This is a genomic window from Halostella salina (genome assembly GCF_003675855.1).
GTDB classification, from domain to species: domain Archaea; phylum Halobacteriota; class Halobacteria; order Halobacteriales; family Natronoarchaeaceae; genus Halostella; species Halostella salina.
Genome location: NZ_RCIH01000008.1, coordinates 72242 through 90843, shown reverse-complemented (window position 1 = coordinate 90843; position 18602 = coordinate 72242). Strand labels below are relative to the sequence as shown.

General features: G+C 69.2%; 17 protein-coding genes. 16 read left to right on the top strand and 1 reads right to left on the bottom strand.

Going from position 1 to position 18602, the window contains the following annotated elements; all coding sequences use genetic code 11:
- The first annotated feature begins 65 nt into the window (after positions 1–65).
- Both D8896_RS15535 and D8896_RS15530 read left to right on the top strand, forming a co-directional pair.
- Entirely contained in the window at positions 66–1445 is a 1380-nt protein-coding gene (locus tag D8896_RS15535; protein WP_121823034.1) for an aspartate aminotransferase family protein, read from the top strand.
- 24 nt (positions 1446–1469) lie between these two features.
- On the top strand, positions 1470–1862 hold the full coding sequence (locus D8896_RS15530) for a Rid family detoxifying hydrolase (RefSeq protein ID WP_121823033.1): 393 nt from the start codon (positions 1470–1472) through the stop codon (positions 1860–1862).
- A 23-nt stretch (positions 1863–1885) separates the two neighbouring features.
- Here the strand turns inward: D8896_RS15530 and D8896_RS15525 are convergent, their stop codons facing one another.
- Positions 1886–3349, bottom strand: coding sequence for an ATPase domain-containing protein (locus tag D8896_RS15525; RefSeq protein ID WP_121823032.1), 1464 nt, complete (start codon positions 3347–3349; stop codon positions 1886–1888).
- 73 nt (positions 3350–3422) lie between these two features.
- Between D8896_RS15525 and D8896_RS15520 the strand changes: the two genes are divergently transcribed.
- The 14 genes from D8896_RS15520 (at position 3423) to D8896_RS15455 (ending at position 18490) form a co-directional block, all read left to right on the top strand.
- Positions 3423–4901, top strand: coding sequence for a PAS domain-containing protein (locus tag D8896_RS15520; RefSeq protein ID WP_121823031.1), 1479 nt, complete (start codon positions 3423–3425; stop codon positions 4899–4901).
- A gap of 88 nt (positions 4902–4989) precedes the next feature.
- A complete protein-coding gene (locus D8896_RS15515) occupies positions 4990–6024 on the top strand; it encodes a two-component system sensor histidine kinase NtrB (RefSeq protein ID WP_121823030.1) in 1035 nt (344 codons plus the stop codon).
- Positions 6025–6119: 95 nt separating this feature from the next.
- Entirely contained in the window at positions 6120–6599 is a 480-nt protein-coding gene (locus D8896_RS15510) for a hypothetical protein (RefSeq protein ID WP_121823029.1), read from the top strand.
- 314 nt (positions 6600–6913) lie between these two features.
- Positions 6914–7531, top strand: a complete 618-nt coding sequence (locus D8896_RS15505; RefSeq protein ID WP_121823028.1) for a hypothetical protein — start codon at positions 6914–6916, stop codon at positions 7529–7531.
- Positions 7528–8235, top strand: coding sequence for a QcrA and Rieske domain-containing protein (locus tag D8896_RS15500; RefSeq protein WP_121823027.1), 708 nt, complete (start codon positions 7528–7530; stop codon positions 8233–8235). The genes D8896_RS15505 and D8896_RS15500 overlap by 4 nt, the downstream gene beginning before the upstream one ends.
- Positions 8232–9743 carry a cytochrome b gene (locus tag D8896_RS15495; RefSeq protein WP_121823026.1) on the top strand — a complete coding sequence of 504 codons (1512 nt, stop codon included), beginning with the start codon at positions 8232–8234 and terminating at the stop codon, positions 9741–9743. The genes D8896_RS15500 and D8896_RS15495 overlap by 4 nt, the downstream gene beginning before the upstream one ends.
- Positions 9740–9937: a hypothetical protein gene (locus D8896_RS15490; RefSeq protein ID WP_121823025.1), complete on the top strand. Its 198-nt coding sequence runs from the start codon at positions 9740–9742 to the stop codon at positions 9935–9937. Before D8896_RS15495 ends, D8896_RS15490 begins: the two co-directional genes overlap by 4 nt.
- On the top strand, positions 9930–12827 hold the full coding sequence (locus tag D8896_RS15485) for a nitrate reductase subunit alpha (RefSeq protein ID WP_121823024.1): 2898 nt from the start codon (positions 9930–9932) through the stop codon (positions 12825–12827). Before D8896_RS15490 ends, D8896_RS15485 begins: the two co-directional genes overlap by 8 nt.
- Positions 12824–13882, top strand: coding sequence for a nitrate reductase subunit beta (gene narH / locus D8896_RS15480; RefSeq protein ID WP_121823023.1), 1059 nt, complete (start codon positions 12824–12826; stop codon positions 13880–13882). Before D8896_RS15485 ends, narH begins: the two co-directional genes overlap by 4 nt.
- The gene (locus D8896_RS15475) at positions 13879–14697 is read left to right on the top strand and encodes an ethylbenzene dehydrogenase-related protein (RefSeq protein ID WP_121823022.1); all 819 of its coding nucleotides are present in this window, start codon (positions 13879–13881) and stop codon (positions 14695–14697) included. Before narH ends, D8896_RS15475 begins: the two co-directional genes overlap by 4 nt.
- A 2-nt stretch (positions 14698–14699) precedes the next feature.
- On the top strand, positions 14700–15410 hold the full coding sequence (locus D8896_RS15470) for a molecular chaperone TorD family protein (protein WP_205596849.1): 711 nt from the start codon (positions 14700–14702) through the stop codon (positions 15408–15410).
- On the top strand, positions 15403–16359 hold the full coding sequence (locus D8896_RS15465) for a phosphate ABC transporter permease (protein WP_121823020.1): 957 nt from the start codon (positions 15403–15405) through the stop codon (positions 16357–16359). The genes D8896_RS15470 and D8896_RS15465 overlap by 8 nt, the downstream gene beginning before the upstream one ends.
- Positions 16356–17192 carry a HEAT repeat domain-containing protein gene (locus D8896_RS15460; protein ID WP_121823019.1) on the top strand — a complete coding sequence of 279 codons (837 nt, stop codon included), beginning with the start codon at positions 16356–16358 and terminating at the stop codon, positions 17190–17192. The genes D8896_RS15465 and D8896_RS15460 overlap by 4 nt, the downstream gene beginning before the upstream one ends.
- Positions 17189–18490, top strand: coding sequence for a P-loop NTPase (locus D8896_RS15455; RefSeq protein ID WP_121823018.1), 1302 nt, complete (start codon positions 17189–17191; stop codon positions 18488–18490). The genes D8896_RS15460 and D8896_RS15455 overlap by 4 nt, the downstream gene beginning before the upstream one ends.
- Positions 18491–18602: the final 112 nt, after the last annotated feature.

The following is an 18602-nucleotide window of genomic DNA, read 5'->3' as shown; positions in this document are numbered from 1 at the left end:
TCTGTGTACAACACACGTACTTTCCGTGGACAAACTATTTATTACCGTTCCACATGGTGTCGGGTATGACGGCAGGACCACCGATAGCGGACCTTCACTACGACGACGCACCGAACGTCGGCAGCGTGCCCGGGCCGGAGTCCCGGCGGCTGCTCGAACGGCAGCGCGAGATAGACAGCAGCGCGGTCGCCTACCCCGAGGACATCCCGGTCGCGTTCGAGGAGGGCAAGGGCGCGACGGTGCGCGACGCCGACGGCAACACCTACATCGACATGTTCGCGGGCATCGGCGTGCTGAACGTGGGGCACGCGAACCCGTACGTGCTGGAGGCCGTCCACGAGCAGGCGGACAAGCTCGTCCACACGGTCGACTTCCCGAGCGAGGCTCGCCTCGACCTGATCGAGAAGCTGAACGAGATCGCGCCCGCTGGCCTCCGTGACAACAACCGCGTCGTGTTCGGCGGTCCGACCGGCAGCGACGCCGTCGAGGCGTCGATCAAGCTCGCCAAGTACAACACCGGCGGCGACGGCCTGATCGCCTTCCGCGGGTCGTACCACGGCGCGACCAGCGGCGCGATGAGCATCACGTCGAACAAGGGGTTCAAGGACGACTACACGCCGCTGCTGCCGGAGACGGTCCACGCGCCGTACCCCTTCCCGTTCCGGCAGGACAAGGAGCCGGACGCCGCGGTCGAGCACGCGCTGGAGGAGGTCAAGGAGATCGTCGAGGACCCGTACGGCGGCCTCGCCAACCCGGCGGGCATCTTCGTCGAGCCGATCCAGGGCGAGGGCGGCGTCGTCACCCCTCCGGAGGGGTTCCTGTCGGGGCTGCGCGACATCGCCGACGACAACGACCTCCCGCTGATGTTCGACGAGATCCAGAGCGGGATGGGCCGCACCGGCGAGTGGTGGGCCTGCGACTGGGAGGGGGTCACGCCGGACATCATGACCTCGGCGAAGGCGCTGGGCGGCACCGGGTTCCCGCTGTCCGCGACGATGTACCGCGAGGAACTCGACACGTGGGGGTCGGGCGACCACGCCGGCACCTACCGCGGCCACGTCGTCGCCATGCGGGCCGGGACCCGCACCATCGAGTACGTGCAGGAACACGACCTGCTGGCACACGCCCGCGACCTCGGCGACCACATCCGCGCTCGCCTGCGGGCGATCGGCGAGAGCAACCCCCGCCTCGGCGAGGTCCGCGGCAAGGGGCTGTTCATCGGCGCGGAGTTCGTCGACGGCGAGGGCGCGCCCGACGGCGACGCCGTCGACGCGATCCAGCAGTACTGCTTCGAGCACGGCGTCCTCGTCTGGACGGCCGGCCGGCACGGCAACGTCCTCCGACTGCTCCCGCCGCTGGTGCTCACGCGGGACCTGGCCGACACCGCGCTGGACGTGATCGCCGACGCCGTCGAGCACGCGACCGCCGACACGCAGTCGGCCTGAACGCCCTCCGGCCCGACTCCACCCATGAGCGACACCGAACGCATCCGCACGGACGACGCGCCGAGCAACGACAACCCATACTCCCAGGGCGTCCGGGCCGGCGACACGCTGTACGTCTCCGGCTACGGCCCGGTCGACCCGGACACCGGCGAGGAGGTCGAGGGGGACATCGAGACACAGACCGAGCAGGTGCTCGACAACATCGTGGGCGTCGTCAGGGCGGCCGGCGGCGACGGGCTCGACGACGTGGTCAAGGTGACGGTGTATCTCACCGACCTGGACGACTACGACCGCGTCAACGCGGCGTACGGGGCGCGCTTCCCGGGGGATCCGCCGGCGAGGGTCTGCGTCGAAGCCGCCCGGCTCCCCGGCGACGTGCGCGTCGAACTCGACGCGGTCGCGTACCTCGGCGAGTAGTCACGCGGGAGCGTGGACCGCTGCTACCGGTCCGACGGCCGGTCCTCGTCGACCAGTTCGGGGGTGCCGCTCAGGATGTTTCGCATCCCCGTCAGCGGCTCGCCCACCTTGATCCCGTGTTCGGTGATCTCGTACTCGCGGAGCGTGCGCTCGAAGTCGCTGGTGCGCTTTTTCAGCACGGCGATCGCCTTCCGCAGTTCGCCCTGGAGTTCGAGATGCCGCAGGAACACGATGTTGTCCGCGAGGTAGCTGATGTTGTCCTCGGTCGCGGTGAACTCCCCGGTGATGTTCCGCGTCTCGTCGATGAACACCGTCGTGACGCCCATGTTCTTGAGGTAGCGGCCCAGCCTGTGGAGTCGCTGGAGCAACGTCTCGTCGTCCCCGCTCAGGGTCAGCCGATAGCCGGCCAGTCCGTCGACCATGACGATGTCCGCGCCCTCCGTTTCGACCTCGTCGCGCACCATCCGGGCGAACTCCTGTGGCGACCGGTCGATCGGTTCGATCTCCCGCACCTGCAGGCTCCCGCGTTCGATCATCTCGTCGACCGGGATGTTGACCGCCTTCGAGCGAGCGAGGAACGTCTCCCGGTTCTCCTCGAACAGGTAGATCACCGACCGCTCGCCGCGCCCGGCGGCCTCCTTCATGAACTGCGTCCCGAGCGTCGTCTTGCCGACGCCGGTGGGCCCGCTGATGACGCTGACCGTTCCCCGCGCGATACCGCCGTGAAGGAGTTCGTCGACCTCGGGCACCCCGGATGAGATCTGTTCGGATCGGAACTCCCGGTCGTGGCGGCTCGGCTCCAGCGCGGGGTACACCTCGATGCCGTCGTCCGTGACCCGGTAGGCGTGTTCGCCGCTCCGGGTCGCCGACCCGCGGAACTTCGGTGCCCGGATCGTCTTCCCGTACGGCGTATTGTCGAGCCGGATCGTCCCGTCAGTGATGAACTCCAGGTCGTCCGTCGGCAGGCTGTCGGTGTCCTGAACGGTGAACGCGACGGTCGCCCCCTGGTCCTTGAGGAAGCGCATGAACCCGACGACCTGCTTGCGGAACTGGTAGTCGCCGGACGTGAGATACCGGAGCTGCGTCACCGGGTCGACGACGACCCGGTCGGGGTCGGTCTCGGACACAGCGTCGACTATCTTTCCGGTGAGCGGCTCCTGTTCGACCTCGGAGGCGCTGAACACCTCGTAGGACTGGTCCTCCGTGAACACGTCCGCCGACGGACTCAGGTCCAGAAACTCGATCGGCTCCGTGTCGAACCCGAGCGCCGCGGCGTTTGCCCGCAGGTCGTCGAGGTCCTCCTCCAGATTGATGAACAGCGCCGTTTCGCCGTCGTCTATCCCCGCCGCCAGGAAGTGCAGGCCGAGGATCGTCTTGCCGCTCCCGGCCGGTCCCCGGAGCATGTAGCTCCGGTCGGGGATGAATCCGCCCTGAAGGATCTCGTCCAAGCCCGCAACGCCCGTCGACAGCCGGCCGGTCCGTGACATCGTGCGCGTACGTTATCGGGGGGGACATATAAATGGACAATGCTTAAGAAGTAAACGGGGATAGGTACAACGAATGTCACCGGACAGGGACGCCACGACGGCGGATATCCGATCCGGTGACGACAGCCCGGCCGGCGACGAACCCGGCGTTCTGTTGTTCATGCGGCCCGGCCGGGACCGGAGCCTGCTGGTCGACACGCTCGGGGAACGGTACGAGGTCGAAACGACGACCGACGTGGCGACGCTCGAGACGGCGTACGACTGCTGTATCTTCGACGCCCACGAGTTCGACAGGGTCGCCGGAACCGTCCAGTCCCGGCGCGACACCGGTGAAGCGGTGTTTCTCCCGTTCGTACTGCTTGTGGGGGAGGAGTCGGGCAACGTATCGAAGACGGAGGCGTGGCAGTACGTCGACGACGTCATCGAACTCCCGGTGAAGCGGACGGCGCTGCTCTCCCGTATCGGGAACCTGGTCGAGCGCCGGCGGACCGCCGCCGAACTCGCCGAGCGCGAGGCGGAACTGGAGCGGACGGTCGAGGACCTCAAACTGAAAGAGCGGGCGATGGACGAAGCGCCGATCGGGATCACCATCACCGAACCGGGACCGGGCGACAACCCGCTGGTGTACGCGAACGACCAGTTCAGGGAGCTGACCGGCTACAGCACGGGCAGGGTCGGCGAGGACTGCCGGTTCCTGCAGGGCGAGGAGACGGACCCCGAGACGCGGGCGACGATCCGGGAGGCCATCGACAGCCGTCAGTCGGTTTCGGTCGACATCCTCAACTACCGGAAGAACGGCCAGAAGTTCTGGAACAGGCTCAGCATCGCGCCGATCCACGACGGGGACGGCGGCGTCCGGAACTTCGTCGGCTTTCAGGTCGACATCACCGACCGGAAGATCCGTGAGCGGCGGCTCGAAGTGCTGAACCGGGTCCTCAGCCACAACCTGCGGAACAAGATGAACGTCATCGAGGGGTACACGTCGATGCTTCGCTCCGACGGCGACGGGGAGCCGTCGGAGTACGTCGTCGAGATAGAGAAGGCGACGCGGGAACTCATGGGCCTGGCCGAAGCGGTTCAGAAGATCGACGCGGTGTCCGCGCCGGGGGAGAGCACGAACCCGATCCGCCTCGACGAACGGCTGGCGATGCTGGTGAGCGCCTTCGACGACCGCTATCCGGACGCGGCGTTCGACGTGACGCTCCCCGAGGACGGACCGACCGAGGTCGCCGTGACGGGGCTGATGACGGCCGTCAGGGAGGCGGTCGAGAACGCCGTCGAACACAACGACGACCCCGAGCCGTCGGTCGAGATCGCAGTCGACAGCCGGGCCGACGGCTGGGTCGACATCGACATCACGGACGACGGCCCGGGGATCCCGGACCGGGAGGTGGAGGTCCTCCGCGGCGGCGAGACCCCACTCAACCACGCCGACCGGCTGGGACTCTGGCTCATCTACTGGGTGATCAACAAGGTCGGCGGCGAGTTCGACGTCTCGACCGGCGAGTCCCGTGGCACGACCCTTCACCTTTCGGTCCCCGCGTGCGAGTGACCGGCGTCGGCCCACACCGGCGTGAACAACCGGGAAGGATACCAGCAGAGCTATACTGAACGAGTTCGTACGGAGTTGGATACAACGAATGGAGCCGGGAACGTTACCGGGGGACAACGACGAGTTCTACCGGACCCTGGTCGAGCACGCCGCGGAGGGGATGCTGACGATCGACGCGGAGAGCCGGATCGTCTACGCGAACCCCGCCGTCGAGGGGATCCTCGGCTACGAACCCGAGGAACTCGTCGGGAGTTCGAAGATGAAGATCATCCCGGAGCGGCTCCGCCCGGTCCACGCCGAGGCGCTCGAAGCGTACGTACAGACAGGGGACCGAAACATCGACTGGGACGGGATCGAGCTTCCGGCGCTCCACAAGGACGGCCACGAGGTGCCGACGCTGATAAGCCTCCGGGAGCACGAACACGACGGCGAGCAGTTCTTCACCGGCATCATCCGCGACATCTCGGAGCGCAGACGGCGCGAGGACCAGCTTCACGACCAGAAGGAGCGACTGGACCAGTTCGCGGACCTCCTCGCTCACGACATCAGAAACCCGCTGTCGGTCGCCCGGGGGTACACGGAACTGGTACAGGCGGAACACGACGTGCCGGAGGTCGACAGGGTCGCCGAGGCGCTAGACCAGATCGATACGCTCGTCGACGACGTGTTGACCCTCTCGAAGGACGGGCAGTCCATCGGCGCGACGGAGACGGTCGACGTGGAGGACTGTGTCCGCGACTCGTGGCGGAACACCGACACGGGCGATGCGACCCTGGTCGTCGAGTCGGACCTCGGCACGGTCGAGGCCGACCGGAGCCGGTTACACGACCTCCTCGGGAACGTGTTCCGCAACGCGGTCGAACACGGCGGAAGCGGGGTCACGGTCCGGGTCGGGACGCTTCCGGGCGGGTTCTACATCGCCGACGACGGCCCGGGGATCCCCGAGTCCGCCCGGACCGAGGTGTTCGAACACGGGTACTCGAGCCGCGAGGACGGGACGGGATACGGGCTCTCGATCGTGGACCAGATCGCGGAGGCGCACGGCTGGGATCTCTCGATAACGGAGAGCGAGGCGGGCGGAGCGCAGTTCGAGATACTGGGTGTGAAGCCCGCGGGCGATTGACCCCGCGTGGGGTCAGCCTGAAGGCAGCGGGCGGTGTGTGCCGAGCCGACCGACACAGGGGAGCTATCAAGGGGGAGTGGCACGACTGCACTCGCATGGCCCACCGCAACGCCACGACCGCAGGGATCGAAGCGGTCGTCGTCGACCCCGCGGACATCATCGCCGCCTTCGAGCGCAACCGGGACGAGGACGCCGAGAGCCGTCGGCACGTCCTCCGCGTCGCGCCGCCGTTCGACGGCGACGTTCGCGCGGAGTTGCACGAGCGTGACGGGCCCGTCGCCACGCCGACGCCGGACTCGACGCCGTGTGACCTGTCACCGACGCTGTTCGTGGAGAACTACCGGGGCGACGACCCCGAACGGACCACGGTTCGGATCCCGACCAGAGAGGGGTCGCGGCGCGCCGCCCGCACCGACCACGGGGACGGCGTCGACGAGGAAACCGTGGCGACGTACCACGAGCGCGAGATGGCGGTCTGGCGGGACTGCGTCCACGATTCGCTCGTCGAGCAGGTCCGCCTCGCCGTCGACCCCGACACGGGAGACGGCGTATGGGTCGACGTCCGGTATCGGTAGCTGGCGAAGAAACCCGCCTCGTCGAGCAACGGGCGTAGCCGAGAACGAGACGGTCCGTGCGCAACGGGTCAGTCGACACAGGTATCCTCCGGATCGGGCGGCCGGCAGCGGAGAGATCCCGGAGCTATTCGGGCCCGTATCGTGGGTGACGGCCCTGATCTCCACCTGTTAATAAAATCCCGAACAGTGTTCGGGTGACAATATTTACCAAAGTGGCACCAACTGTCCTGATCGTCGGGGAACGATCCTCCCGTGATCCGTACCATGATACGACGTACGAATACACGCGAGCGACCGAGTGGACGTGATGTCCGATGAGACGGGGAACGCTGGTCGTGGTCCTCGTCGTTTCGGCGTTCCTGCTCCCGACCTGGTACGTCGCGAGCCAGGGGGAACCGCCGAGCGAGGAGGTCCAGATAGACGGTAGCGTCAGCGAGATCCGGCCGCTCGACGGCTTCGTCGACACGCCGAACAAGCTCTCCCCGAGCCAGGTCGGCGTCATCGTCTGGGTGGCGCTGCTGGTCCTGCTGGGTGTGCTGGCGTTCTTCCACCGGTTCATGAACCGCGCCGCCAGACCGTCCCGGGGAGCGACGCAGGCCCCGGCCGAGGGGAGTGGCGACGGCGACGTGCCCGAGACCGCCGCTGACGGGGGCAGAGCGACGTTCTCGTGGCTGGAGACGGAGGACCGGTGGATCGTGGAGTACGTCCCCGCGAGCGACGCTATCGAGGGCCTGATCGCGATGGGGACGCTGACCGTGTTGACGATCACCTTCGCCGCCCTGTTTACCGGCGAGTACCTCACGCTGGCCCGGACGCAGTACTTCGGGATCTACGCGTTCGGCATGTTCATGTCGCTGGCCGGGCTGACGGTGTCGTACTACGCCTGGTTCATGCCCCACGTCGAGGTGGCCGAACGGAGGGATCACCGATGACCGGCGACGACCACGCCGACGGCACGGACGAGGAAGCCCCACGGGTCGGCTCGCTACCGGAGTCCGGCGCGGCGGGCAACGGCTGCGAGTGTGCCGGCGGTCCGGCCGAATCGCCGAGCATCTACCAGGAGTTCTGGCGGGACGACCGTGCCGAGATCGCACGGCGCGACTACGCGAAGGCGCTCGCGACCATCGGCGGCCTGACGGCCGTCGCCAGCCTCGCGGCCCCGGTCGTCAGCCTCACGCAGGTGTTCGAGCGCAGCTACACCGGCCCGGTGTACTCCGACGGCGTCGCGCTCGTCGACGGGGAGGGCGAGCGCGTCACGGAGGGCCGCCTCGCCGAGGGCGAACAGCTCACGGTGTTCCCCGAGAGCCACCCCGGGATCAGCGACGCGCCGACGCTGCTCGTGCGGTTCGGCGAGGACCAGTACGGTGAGGGGACCAACATGGAGTTCACCGTCGGCGGCTACGCGGCCTACTCCAAGGTCTGCACCCACGCCGGCTGCATGGTCGCCGACCGGCAGGGCGAGACGCTGGTCTGTCCCTGTCACTCGGGGCGGTTCGATCCGCTGACCGGAGCCAGCGTCACCGGCGGGCCGCCGCCGCGGGCGCTGCCCCAGCTCCCGATCACGCTGTCCAGCGAGGGTCATCTGATCGCCACGGGCGACTTCGAGGGGTCGGTCGGCCCCGGGGGTGGAGGATGAGCCGCATCGAGCGCCTCTACGGCTGGTTCGACGACCGGCTCGGGCTGGAACGGTCGAAGTCGTTCCTGGGCAAGGCGTTCCCGGCCGAGGACTCGTACCTGCTCGGGGAGGTCGCGCTGTTTTGCTTCCTCGTGCTCGTCCTGACAGGGATCTTCCTCGGCTTCTTCTTCGAGCCGTCGACCAGCGACGTGGAGTACGAGGGCAGCGTCGCCGAGTATCAGGGCGAGGAGATCCCCGAAGCGTTCGCCAGCGTCCTCAACATCACGTACGACGTGCCCTTCGGGATGCTGATCCGGCGGATGCACCACTGGGCGGCCCACCTGTTCGTGGCCTCCATGGCGTTGCACATGTTGCGGGTGTTTTTCACCGGCGCGTACCGCAACCCCCGCGAGGTCAACTGGCTCGTCGGGACCGCACTGGCGGGCACCTCGATGTTCGCCGCCTACACCGGCTACGCGCTCCCCTTCGACGAGTTCGCCAGCACTGCGGTCGGGATCGGCTACAACGTCGCGCTCTCGATCCCCATCGTCGGCGAGACGGCGGCGTATCTCGTCTTCGGCGGGAACTTCCCGTCCAGCGCCACGATACCGCGGTTCTACTTCCTGCACGTCCTCGTCTTGCCGCTGGTCATCGCGGGCCTCCTCGGGCTGCATATGGCCATCCTCATCCGACAGAAACACACCGAGGCCCAGCGGGACGAGGACCTGCCGGGGCCGGAGCGTCGGGCGGACGACGACGCCACCGGCGTCGCGGCCGACGGGGCGGGCGTCGAGCGCGTCGACCGGGACGACGACAGCATCGTCGCCGGCCTGCCGGCGTTCCCGAACCAGGCGGCGGTCAGCGCCGTCGTGTTCTTCCTGACGCTCGCGACGCTGTCGCTGCTGGCGGGGTTCCTGCCGGTCCACAACGTCGCACAGTACGGGCCCAACGACCCCGCGTCGACGCCGTCGCTCATCATGCCCGACTGGTTCCTGATGTGGGGGTACGGGTTCCTGAAGCTCGTCCCCGCCTGGATGAGCTTCGACCTGCTCGGGGTCCACGGCAGTTCCGAGTTCATCGGCGGCATCGTCCTGACGGGGCTGGTGTTCGGCGTGGTCGCCGTCTGGCCCTTTATCGACTACGAGGAGGAGCCGGTCCACTTCGCGGCCGACCCCATCGAACGGCCGTTCCAGACGGCCGTCGGCGTCGCCGGCGTCGTGTTCATCCTGCTGGCCTCGCTGGCGGGGATGGACATCATCGTCGCCGACATCCTCGGGATGACGACGGCCGAGCTGAAACCGTACTTCATCGCGGCGCTTTTCGCCGGGCCGCTCGCCGCCGGGCTGACCGTGTACGCCGGGCTCGGCGGCTTCGGCGACGACGCGCCGGCAGGCGAGGGGTCAGCAGACGAACCCGCAGCGGATGGGTCGGCGAGCGACGCGGCGGCGGAGTCGCCCGTCGACGCCACCGACGGGGTGACCGACAGTACGACTGACGACGCGAGCAACGACGAGGGGGGAGACCGATGAGCGCGCCCGGCCCGAGCGACGACGTGGCGCTCTCCGCGCGGCAGTACCGCTGGGTGGACCGGATCACGAAACTACTCGGCGTCGGTCTGATCGCCGCCGGGCTGGAGGCCGGCGGCTCGACGCCGACCGGCATCGCGCTCGCGGCGCTGGGCGTCGCGTGCGGCCTCACGACCGTTATCATCGACAATGAGTGAACACGACAACGACCACGACAGGACGGCCGCCGACGGCTCGATCGACCGTCGGGACTTCCTGAAGGGTATCGGCACCGCCGCCGCGGTCGGCGCGACCGGGGTCGGGTTAGGACAGGAGTTCGGCGGCATGGACGGGCTGGAGGTCGTCGACGACCCGATCGGCTCGTACCCCTACCGCGACTGGGAGGACCTCTACCGGGAGGAGTGGGACTGGGACTCGACGGCCCGCTCGACCCACAGCGTGAACTGCACCGGCTCCTGCTCCTGGGAGGTGTACGTCCGCAACGGCCAGGTGTGGCGCGAGTCACAGGCCGGGGACTACCCGCAGTTCGACGAGGACTCGCCGGACCCGAACCCCCGCGGCTGTCAGAAGGGGGCCTGCTACTCGGACTACGTCAACGCCGACCAGCGCGTCCTGCACCCGCTCCGCCGGACCGGCGAGCGCGGCGAGGGGAAATGGGAGCGCATCTCCTGGGACGAGGCGCTGACGGAGATCGCCGAGGAGGTCATCGACGCGGTGCAGGACGAGGAGTACGACGCGATCAGCGCGTTCACGCCGATCCCCGCCATGTCGCCGGTGTCGTACTGCAGCGGCAGCCGGCTGACCAGCCTGCTCGGCGGCGTCGGCCACTCCTTCTACGACTGGTACTCGGACCTGCCGCCGGGCCAGCCGATCACCTGGGGAACCCAGACCGACAACGCCGAGAGCGCCGACTGGTACCACGCCGACTACATCATCGCGTGGGGCTCGAACATCAACGTCACTCGGATCCCGGACGCGAAGTACTTCCTCGAAGCCGCGTACAACGGCACCAAGCGCGTCGGCGTGTTCTCCGACTACTCCCAGACGGCGATCCACTGCGACGAGTGGATCGGCCCGGACCCGGGCAGCGACCCCGCGCTGGCGCTGGGGATGGCCCGGACCATCGTCGACGAGGGGCTGTATGACGAGGCCCACCTCAAGGAGCAGACCGACATGCCGCTGCTCGTCCGCGAGGACACCGGGAAGTTCCTGCGGGCCGACGAGGTCCCGGGCGTCTCCGTCGACGCTGACAGGCCCAACCACGTGTTCCTCATGGTCGACGCCGAGGGCGACCTGCGCGCCGCGCCGGGATCGCTCGGCGCACGCGACGGCCAGCACGACGAGACGGCCAGCATCGAACTCGACTTCGACCCGCAGCTCGCCGTCGACCGGACCGTGTCGACGACGGACGGCTCCGTCGCCGTCCGGTCGGTGTGGAACCGGCTCCGCGAGGAGCTGTCGACGTACACGCCGGAGTTCGTCAACGAGGAGACCGGCGTCGGCCGACAGACCCACCAGGAGATCGCCCGGGAGTTCGCCGAGGCCGAGCGCGGGAAGATCATCCACGGGAAGGGCGTCAACGACTGGTACCACAACGACCTCGGCAACCGGGCGATCCAGCTGCTCGTGACGCTGACCGGCCACATCGGCCGTCAGGGAACCGGGCTGGACCACTACGTCGGGCAGGAGAAGATCTGGACCTACGAGGGGTGGAGCAAGCTCAACGCCCCCGTCCCGTTCCGCAGCGTGCCGACGACGCTGTGGACGTACTACCACTGCGACGTGCTGGACAACGCCGACGCCGAGACCACCCGCCGCGTGCGGGAGGCCATCGACGAGGACTGGATGCCCCTGTACCCCGAGGAGCGCGAGGACGGCTCGCGGCCCGACCCGCGGGTCATGTTCATCTGGCGGGGGAACTACTTCAACCAGGCGAAGGGCAACGTCGCCGTCGAGGAGCAGCTCTGGCCGAAGCTTGACCTCGTCGTCGACATCAACTTCCGGATGGACTCGTCGGCGCTGTACTCCGACATCGTCCTCCCGTCGGCCAGCCACTACGAGAAACACGACCTCTCGATGACGGACATGCACAGCTACGTGCATCCGTTCACGCCCGCGGTCGAACCCCTCGGCGAGTCCAAGACCGACTGGCAGATCTTCCGGGAGCTCGCGGCGAAGATCCAGGAGCTGGCGCGCGACCGCGACGACGTGGAGCCGGTCCAGGACCGGCAGTTCGACCGGGAGATCGACCTCGAATCGGTCCACGAGGACTTCGTCCGCGACTGGGAGTCCGGCGAGGACGGCCGCCTCGCCGACGACCGGGAGGCTTGCGAGTTCATCCTGGAAAACTCCGAGGAGACGAACCCGTCCGGCAGCGACGCGCAGATCACCTTCGACGACATCGACGGGACCGACGAGGACAACCCGGAGCGGCTCCGGGCCGTCGGCGACCACTGGACCTCCGACCTGGAGGAGGGCGAGCCGTACACCCCCTGGAAGCGCTACGTCCAAGAGAAAAAGCCGTGGCCGACCTTTACCGGCCGCCAGCAGTACTACATCGACCACGACTGGTTCCTCGAACTGGGCGAGGAGCTGCCGACCCACAAGCAGCCGCCGACGCTCCAGGACAAGGCCGAGTACCCGCTGAACTACAACACGCCGCACGGCCGCTGGTCGATCCACTCGACGTGGCGCGACAGCGAGAAGATGCTCCGCCTCCAGCGGGGCGAGCCCGTCGTCCACCTCAACCCGGAGGACATGGCCGAGCGCGGCATCGAGGACGGCGACACGGTCCGGATCTACAACGACCTCGGCGAGGTCGAGGTGCAGGCGAAGCGGTACCCGAGCGGCGAGCCCGGGACCGCCCGAATGTACTTCGCGTGGGAGCGGTTCCAGTTCCCCGACCGCGGGAACTTCAACTCGCTCGTCCCGCTGTACATGAAGCCGACACAGCTCGTCCAGTACCCGGAGGACACCGGCGAACATCTCTACTTTCGCCCCAACTACTGGGGGCCGACCGGCGTCAACAGCGACGTTCGCGTGGAAGTGGAGCGGATCGCCGGCGGCGAGGGGGGTGAGGGCGGATGAGCTCCCAGTCCGACGAGGGTGACGGGGTCGACCTCGCGGAGGGGATCGACCATCAGGTCGCGATGGTGATGGACCTGAACAAGTGCATCGGCTGTCAGACCTGCACCATCGCCTGCAAGACGAACTGGACCGACGGCGGCGGCCGGGAGTACATGTACTGGAACAACGTCGAGACCAAGCCCGGCGCGGGCTACCCCCGCGACTGGGAGGAGATGGGCGGCGGCTGGAACGAGTCGGGCGAGGAGCGCACGCCGGGCGACCTGCCGGAGCAGGAGGACTACGGCGCGCCGTGGGACTTCAACCACGAGGAGATCATGTACGAGGGCAGCGACGAGCCGCTGCGGCCGATGGACGACGCGGCCGAGTGGACGCCCAACTACGACGAGGACGAGGGGGCCGGCGAGTACCCCAACTCCTACTACTTCTACCTCCCGCGGATCTGCAACCACTGCACGCACCCCTCCTGCGTCGAGGCCTGTCCGCGGTCGGCGCTGTACAAGCGCGAGGAGGACGGCATCGTCCTGGTCGACCAGGACCGCTGTCGCGGCTACCGGTACTGCGTCGAGGGCTGTCCGTACAAGAAGGTGTACTACAACGCGATGAAGAAGACCTCCGAGAAATGCATCTTCTGCTACCCGCGGATCGAGGGCGAAGGACCGGAGGGCGAGGTGATGGCTCCCTCGTGTGCCGAGGACTGCCCGCCACAGCTCCGGATGGTCGGCTACCTCGACGACGAGGAGGGACCGATCCACAAGCTGGTCAACGAGTACGAGGTGGCGGTCCGGCTCCACCCCGAGTACCGGACCGAGCCGAACGTCTACTACATCCCGCCGTTCGCGCCGCCCCAGCACTCCGAGTCCGGCGAGTCGCTGGACGCCGAGCGCATCCCCCGGTCCTACCTCGAGGAGCTGTTCGGCCCGGCCGTCAACGACGCGCTGAACACGATCAGCCGGGAGCGCGACCGCGTCAACCGGGGCGAGGAGAGCGAGCTGATGGACCTGCTCACGACGACGGACACGGCCGACCAGTACCGGCTGGAGGTGTTCGACGAGTGACCGACCGCCGTGACCTCCTGATCGCCGGGGTCCTCGCCGCCGTGTTGCTAGCGACCGCCGCCGTCGGGCCGACGCTCGTCGACGCCCGGCCGGCGTACGAGATTCCGGTCCACGAGGCGGCGGCCGGCGACGACCTCTCGAACGCCAGCGGGTCCGAGTGGAACGAGGTGTCCGCCGCGTCGGTGTCGCTGTCGAGCGCCGGGGCGGCCGTGCCGGCCGCCGACAACGTGACCGTCGAGCAGGTGCGGGTCGGGGCCGCCCGGACCGAGGAGCGCCTGTTCCTCCGGGTATCCTGGGAAGACGCCACCAACGACTCGGGGACCGGCGACGTGCGTGAGTTCGCCGACGCCGTCGCCGTCCAGCTTCCGGCGGACGCGGACGAGCGGCCACCCATCGCCATGGGCGGGACGGACAACATGGTCAACGTCTGGTACTGGTCCGCCGACGGGAGTTCGGAGGAACTGCTCGCCGGCGGTCCGGGCACCACGACCGGGTTCAACCGGACCAGGGTGGCCACCGACGCCGCGTACGACGACGGCCGGTGGTACGTGGTGCTCTCCCGGCCGCTGGACGCGAGCGGGAACCGGACGGCGGTCCCGACCGACGAGGACATGGACATCGGCGTCGCCGTCTGGAACGGGTCGAACGCCGAGCGCTCGGGACAGAAGGCCGTGAGCGAGTGGTACTACCTCGCGCTCGGCCCGGGACCGGCGGGACCGCCGTACGAGACGATCCTGTGGGTCGTCGCCGGACTCGCCATCGTCGTGTCGGCGCTGGTAACGGTCGAGGGCGTCCGGCGGACGCGGGGTGAGTGACCGTGGCAGCCGACGACACTCCGCCGACGGACGCCGCGGTCGACCGGTTCCCCGAAGACGTGCGGACCGACCCGGCGGCGCGTGCCGGCGTGTACGAACTGCTCGCGACGGCCTTCGACCAGCCCAGCGAGGACGGCTACCGGGCGCTCGCCGACGGGCGGGTCACCGACCGGTTCGCCGCGCTGGTCGAACGGACGGGGCTCGACGTCGAGCCGCCGGACGCGACCGTCGACGAGGACCGGGAGACACTGGCGGCGCGGTACAACGACCTGTTCGTCGTGGGGTACTCCGAGGTCGTCGACCGGACTGACGGCACCGTCGACAACACCGGTCCGCCGGTGTCGCTGTACGAGTCGGACTACCGGCCGGAAGTGTCCTGGAACGACGTGAACCTCGACCTGGCGCGTGTCTACGAGTACTTCGGCGTGCAGGTCGACCAGGAGACGCGACGGAACCACGACCACCTCCGACTCCAGCTCGAGTTCATGGGCTACCTCTGCCGGCGCGAGGCGGCCGTGGACCCGGACGTTGCGGCCGCCCGGCTGGACTTCCACGACCGGCACCTCCGGGTCCTCGCCGACGGCCTCGCTGACGCGGTCGCCGCCGAGCCCGGAACCGGCCTGTACGGTCGGCTCGCAGCGTTTCTGGACCGGTTCAGCGAGGCCGACGTGTCGGACCTGGCGGCCCGAACGGACGGTGATGCCGATGAGTAACGAGGCGGCGAACGGGGAGCCGGCGGCCGACGCGTCGGACCGGGGCACCGACGCGACCGGGGTGCCCGGTGTCAGGGGCCGCCTCGCCGACACGCTCGCCGGAGACGAGGTATCGGCCGTGTTCGTCGCGAGCACCGTCGCCCTTGCCGCGGTGATCGTCGGCGTCGCCGTCCGGATCCTCGCCAACCTCCCGTTCGACCCGGTTGTCGTCGCACCTGCGGTTCGGACCGCCACGGCCGCCGCCGCGCTGCTGTCCGTGACCGCCGCGCTCGCTGCCGTCGCGGTGACTATCCCGTCGGCACGCGTCAGGGTCGGCCTCCTGTTCGCCGCCGTGTTCGGCTGTCTCGGCGTTGTCGCGCCGGTAGTGACGCTTCCCGCAGTGGTCGCCGTCACGGCGGGCGGCGGGGTCGCCCTCGCCGGCGCGGCGGGCACAGCCACGTCGTGGTCCTCCCACGTCGTCAGCCAGCGGCTCGTCGCCGCAGGGGTCGCACTCGCCGTCGCCGTGTCGCTGTCCAGCGCCACCGGCGTCGTCGACGGGAGTCTGCGGAGCGCGGGGGAACTGCTCGCGGTCGCATCGGTCGCGGCGGTCGGCGCTCGATCAGCGGGGGACGCCGTCGCGGTCGGCGCGGGGCTGGCGGCCGTCGTGGCGTTCGTCGTGGCGAGCATCGCGAGCCCGTTCGTCGTCGGAAGTGCGTTGCTGGTCGGCTTCGCCATCACCGGCGTCCCCCACGTCCTCGTCGCCGTCGCCGGCGGCGGCGGCGTCGCGGCGGCCGTCGCCGGCCTGCGCCGGGGTGAATGGCGGCTGGCCGTCGGTGCCGGCCTCCTGCTGTTTGCAGGCGCGCCGGTGACGCTGCCGGGCGCGATGGCGCTGCTGCTTGGAGCCGCGCTGGTGCTGCTAGCCGGGACGGGCAAGGGAACCGACGGAACCGAACGGACGGTGGTCCCATGAGGGACGAGGAGGAAGCGACCGACGGGCCGACGGACCCGCGGGTCCACCCCGAGGAGAGCCCGGGGTTCGACGAGGACCCGGACGGACTCGAGGACATCGAGGTGAGCCGCGACGTGACGATCGGCGAGGCGACCCAGCGGGAGTTACAGGCGACTGACACCACACCCGTCGCGGACGCCTCGGTCGCCGAGACCGTCGTCGACCTCCGGGACGGCGACGCAGTCGAGCAGCGGCGGGCCGCGCTCGCGCTCGCCGAGGGGCCCCGGTCCGAAGCGGCCGTCGAGGCGCTGATCGAGTTCGGGCTCGCCGACGACGACGCTGACGTCCGGCAGTTCGCCGCGGAGGCGCTCGGCGAACTCGGCGGCGAACGGGCCGGCGAGGCGGTCGTCTCGGCGCTCGACGACGACGACCCGTGGGTTCGATCCGAGGCCGTCGTCGCGCTGGACCGGATCGACCGGCGCGGGTACGAGTCGCGTATCGAGCGGGCGCTGGAGGACGACCACCACGCCGTTCGCCGGAACGCCGCGGTATCGCTGTTCAAACACCGCGGCGAGGACCTGCTGCCGGTCCTCCTCGAACAGTCCCGGGCCGACAGCGAGCGCCTCCGGGAGTGGGCCGCCCACCTGCTCGCGGGGGTCGACGACGAGCGGGCCGACGAACGGCTCCGCGAACTCGCGGACGACGAGAGCGAGCCGAAGGTGGTTCGCAGCACCGCCGCGCGGTCGCTGGACGCCGACCCCGGGAAGTTCCGACGGCAGTTCACCGGCGGCACCGAGAACGACAGCGCCGACAAGCCGGGCGAGAGCAGACTCAACCGACGACCGGACCTATGACTGAGAACCAACCGACGGACGGACGCGCGGACGACGAGCGAGCACAAGGCAACGATACCGAGAAACCGGAGGTCGACGCCGACGACGTGGAGGCGGCGCTCCGGCAGGTCGAGGACCCCGAGGCGGGCGTCACGGTGTTCGAGGCGGGGCTGATCGAGGACATCCTCGTCGACGGCGGGCGCGTCACCGTCGAGGCCGACCTGAGCGACTTCCCGCCGGGGGACGCGGAGGCGGTGACGGCGACGATGATGCGCGCCGTCTCGGCCGTCGACGGCGTCGAGCGAGCGTACGTCGAGCAGGTCCACTCGACGCCCGAGGTCGAGGGGCGGGAGCTCGGGCTGGGTGCTGCCGACCGCGTGATCGCCGTCGCGAGCGCGAAGGGCGGCGTCGGCAAATCCACGGTCGCCACGTGGCTCGCCTGTGCGCTCGCCGCGGACGGCGAGTCAGTCGGGATCTTCGACGCGGACATCCACGGCCCGAACGTCCCCGACCTGCTGTCGGTCAGCGGGCCGGTCCACTCCGACGAGGACGACAACCCGATCCCGGTCGAGACCCACGGGATCGAACTGATGAGCGTCGGCCTGCTCTCCTCCAGCGCGCCGCTGGCGTGGCGCGGTGCGATGGCCCACGACGCGCTTCAGGAGCTGTACGAGGAGACGGCGTGGGACGACCCCGACACGGTCGTCCTCGACCTGCCCCCGGGGACGGGCGACATCGCCCTGACGACGCTGCAGGACGCGCCGGTCGACGGCGTCGTGTTCGTCACCACGCCGTTCCACGCCGCCGTGTCGGACACCCACCGGTCGATGCAGCTGTTCGCGGAGAACGACGTGCCCGTTCTCGGGGTCGTCTCGAACATGGGGGAGTTCGTCTGTGAGGACTGTGGCCACGTCCACGACCTGTTCGACGGGGCGGACCCGATCGACGCGCTGGACGCGCCCGTGCTGGCCGAGATCCCGTTCACCGATGAGATGCAGGCGTCACCATCGCCCGGGGACCTGCCCGACCACGTCCGACAGCTCGGCCGCGCGGTCGACGACCGGTACGAGGCGATCTGGTCGGTCGACGTGCCCGAGGACGCCGTCGACATCCGCGGCCTCCCGTCCGAGGAGCGCTACGACCGGGTGGAGGCGGGCTGGACCGACACGCCGGCCGGGGAGACGTTCCACCTGGTCAGCGACCGGGACCCGACGCCGGTTCGGAACTACCTCGGCGAGTTGACCGACGCCGAACTCGGCCCGGTCGAGGTCAAACAGCCAAACCCGCGGACGTGGCTGCTGCGGACCACGCGTCCGTGACGGCGTCGTCCGCCGGGAGCGCCGTCGCGGCCGGTTCGGACGCCACCACTTCCCGGCGATGTCTCAACTTTAACCGACAACAGACTACACAGTAGCTGGTTATAGTTAAGTA

Coding starts and splice junctions, on each gene's coding strand:
- D8896_RS15460 (WP_121823019.1), top strand. CDS start 16,356: ATGAGGGACGAGGAGGAAGCGACCGACGGGCCGACGGACCCGCGGGTC.
- D8896_RS15490 (WP_121823025.1), top strand. CDS start 9,740: ATGAGCGCGCCCGGCCCGAGCGACGACGTGGCGCTCTCCGCGCGGCAG.
- D8896_RS15465 (WP_121823020.1), top strand. CDS start 15,403: ATGAGTAACGAGGCGGCGAACGGGGAGCCGGCGGCCGACGCGTCGGAC.
- D8896_RS15515 (WP_121823030.1), top strand. CDS start 4,990: ATGGAGCCGGGAACGTTACCGGGGGACAACGACGAGTTCTACCGGACC.
- D8896_RS15535 (WP_121823034.1), top strand. CDS start 66: ATGACGGCAGGACCACCGATAGCGGACCTTCACTACGACGACGCACCG.
- D8896_RS15520 (WP_121823031.1), top strand. CDS start 3,423: ATGTCACCGGACAGGGACGCCACGACGGCGGATATCCGATCCGGTGAC.
- D8896_RS15505 (WP_121823028.1), top strand. CDS start 6,914: ATGAGACGGGGAACGCTGGTCGTGGTCCTCGTCGTTTCGGCGTTCCTG.
- D8896_RS15455 (WP_121823018.1), top strand. CDS start 17,189: ATGACTGAGAACCAACCGACGGACGGACGCGCGGACGACGAGCGAGCA.
- D8896_RS15525 (WP_121823032.1), bottom strand. CDS start 3,349: ATGTCACGGACCGGCCGGCTGTCGACGGGCGTTGCGGGCTTGGACGAG.
- D8896_RS15500 (WP_121823027.1), top strand. CDS start 7,528: ATGACCGGCGACGACCACGCCGACGGCACGGACGAGGAAGCCCCACGG.
- narH (WP_121823023.1), top strand. CDS start 12,824: ATGAGCTCCCAGTCCGACGAGGGTGACGGGGTCGACCTCGCGGAGGGG.
- D8896_RS15530 (WP_121823033.1), top strand. CDS start 1,470: ATGAGCGACACCGAACGCATCCGCACGGACGACGCGCCGAGCAACGAC.
- D8896_RS15495 (WP_121823026.1), top strand. CDS start 8,232: ATGAGCCGCATCGAGCGCCTCTACGGCTGGTTCGACGACCGGCTCGGG.
- D8896_RS15510 (WP_121823029.1), top strand. CDS start 6,120: ATGGCCCACCGCAACGCCACGACCGCAGGGATCGAAGCGGTCGTCGTC.
- D8896_RS15485 (WP_121823024.1), top strand. CDS start 9,930: ATGAGTGAACACGACAACGACCACGACAGGACGGCCGCCGACGGCTCG.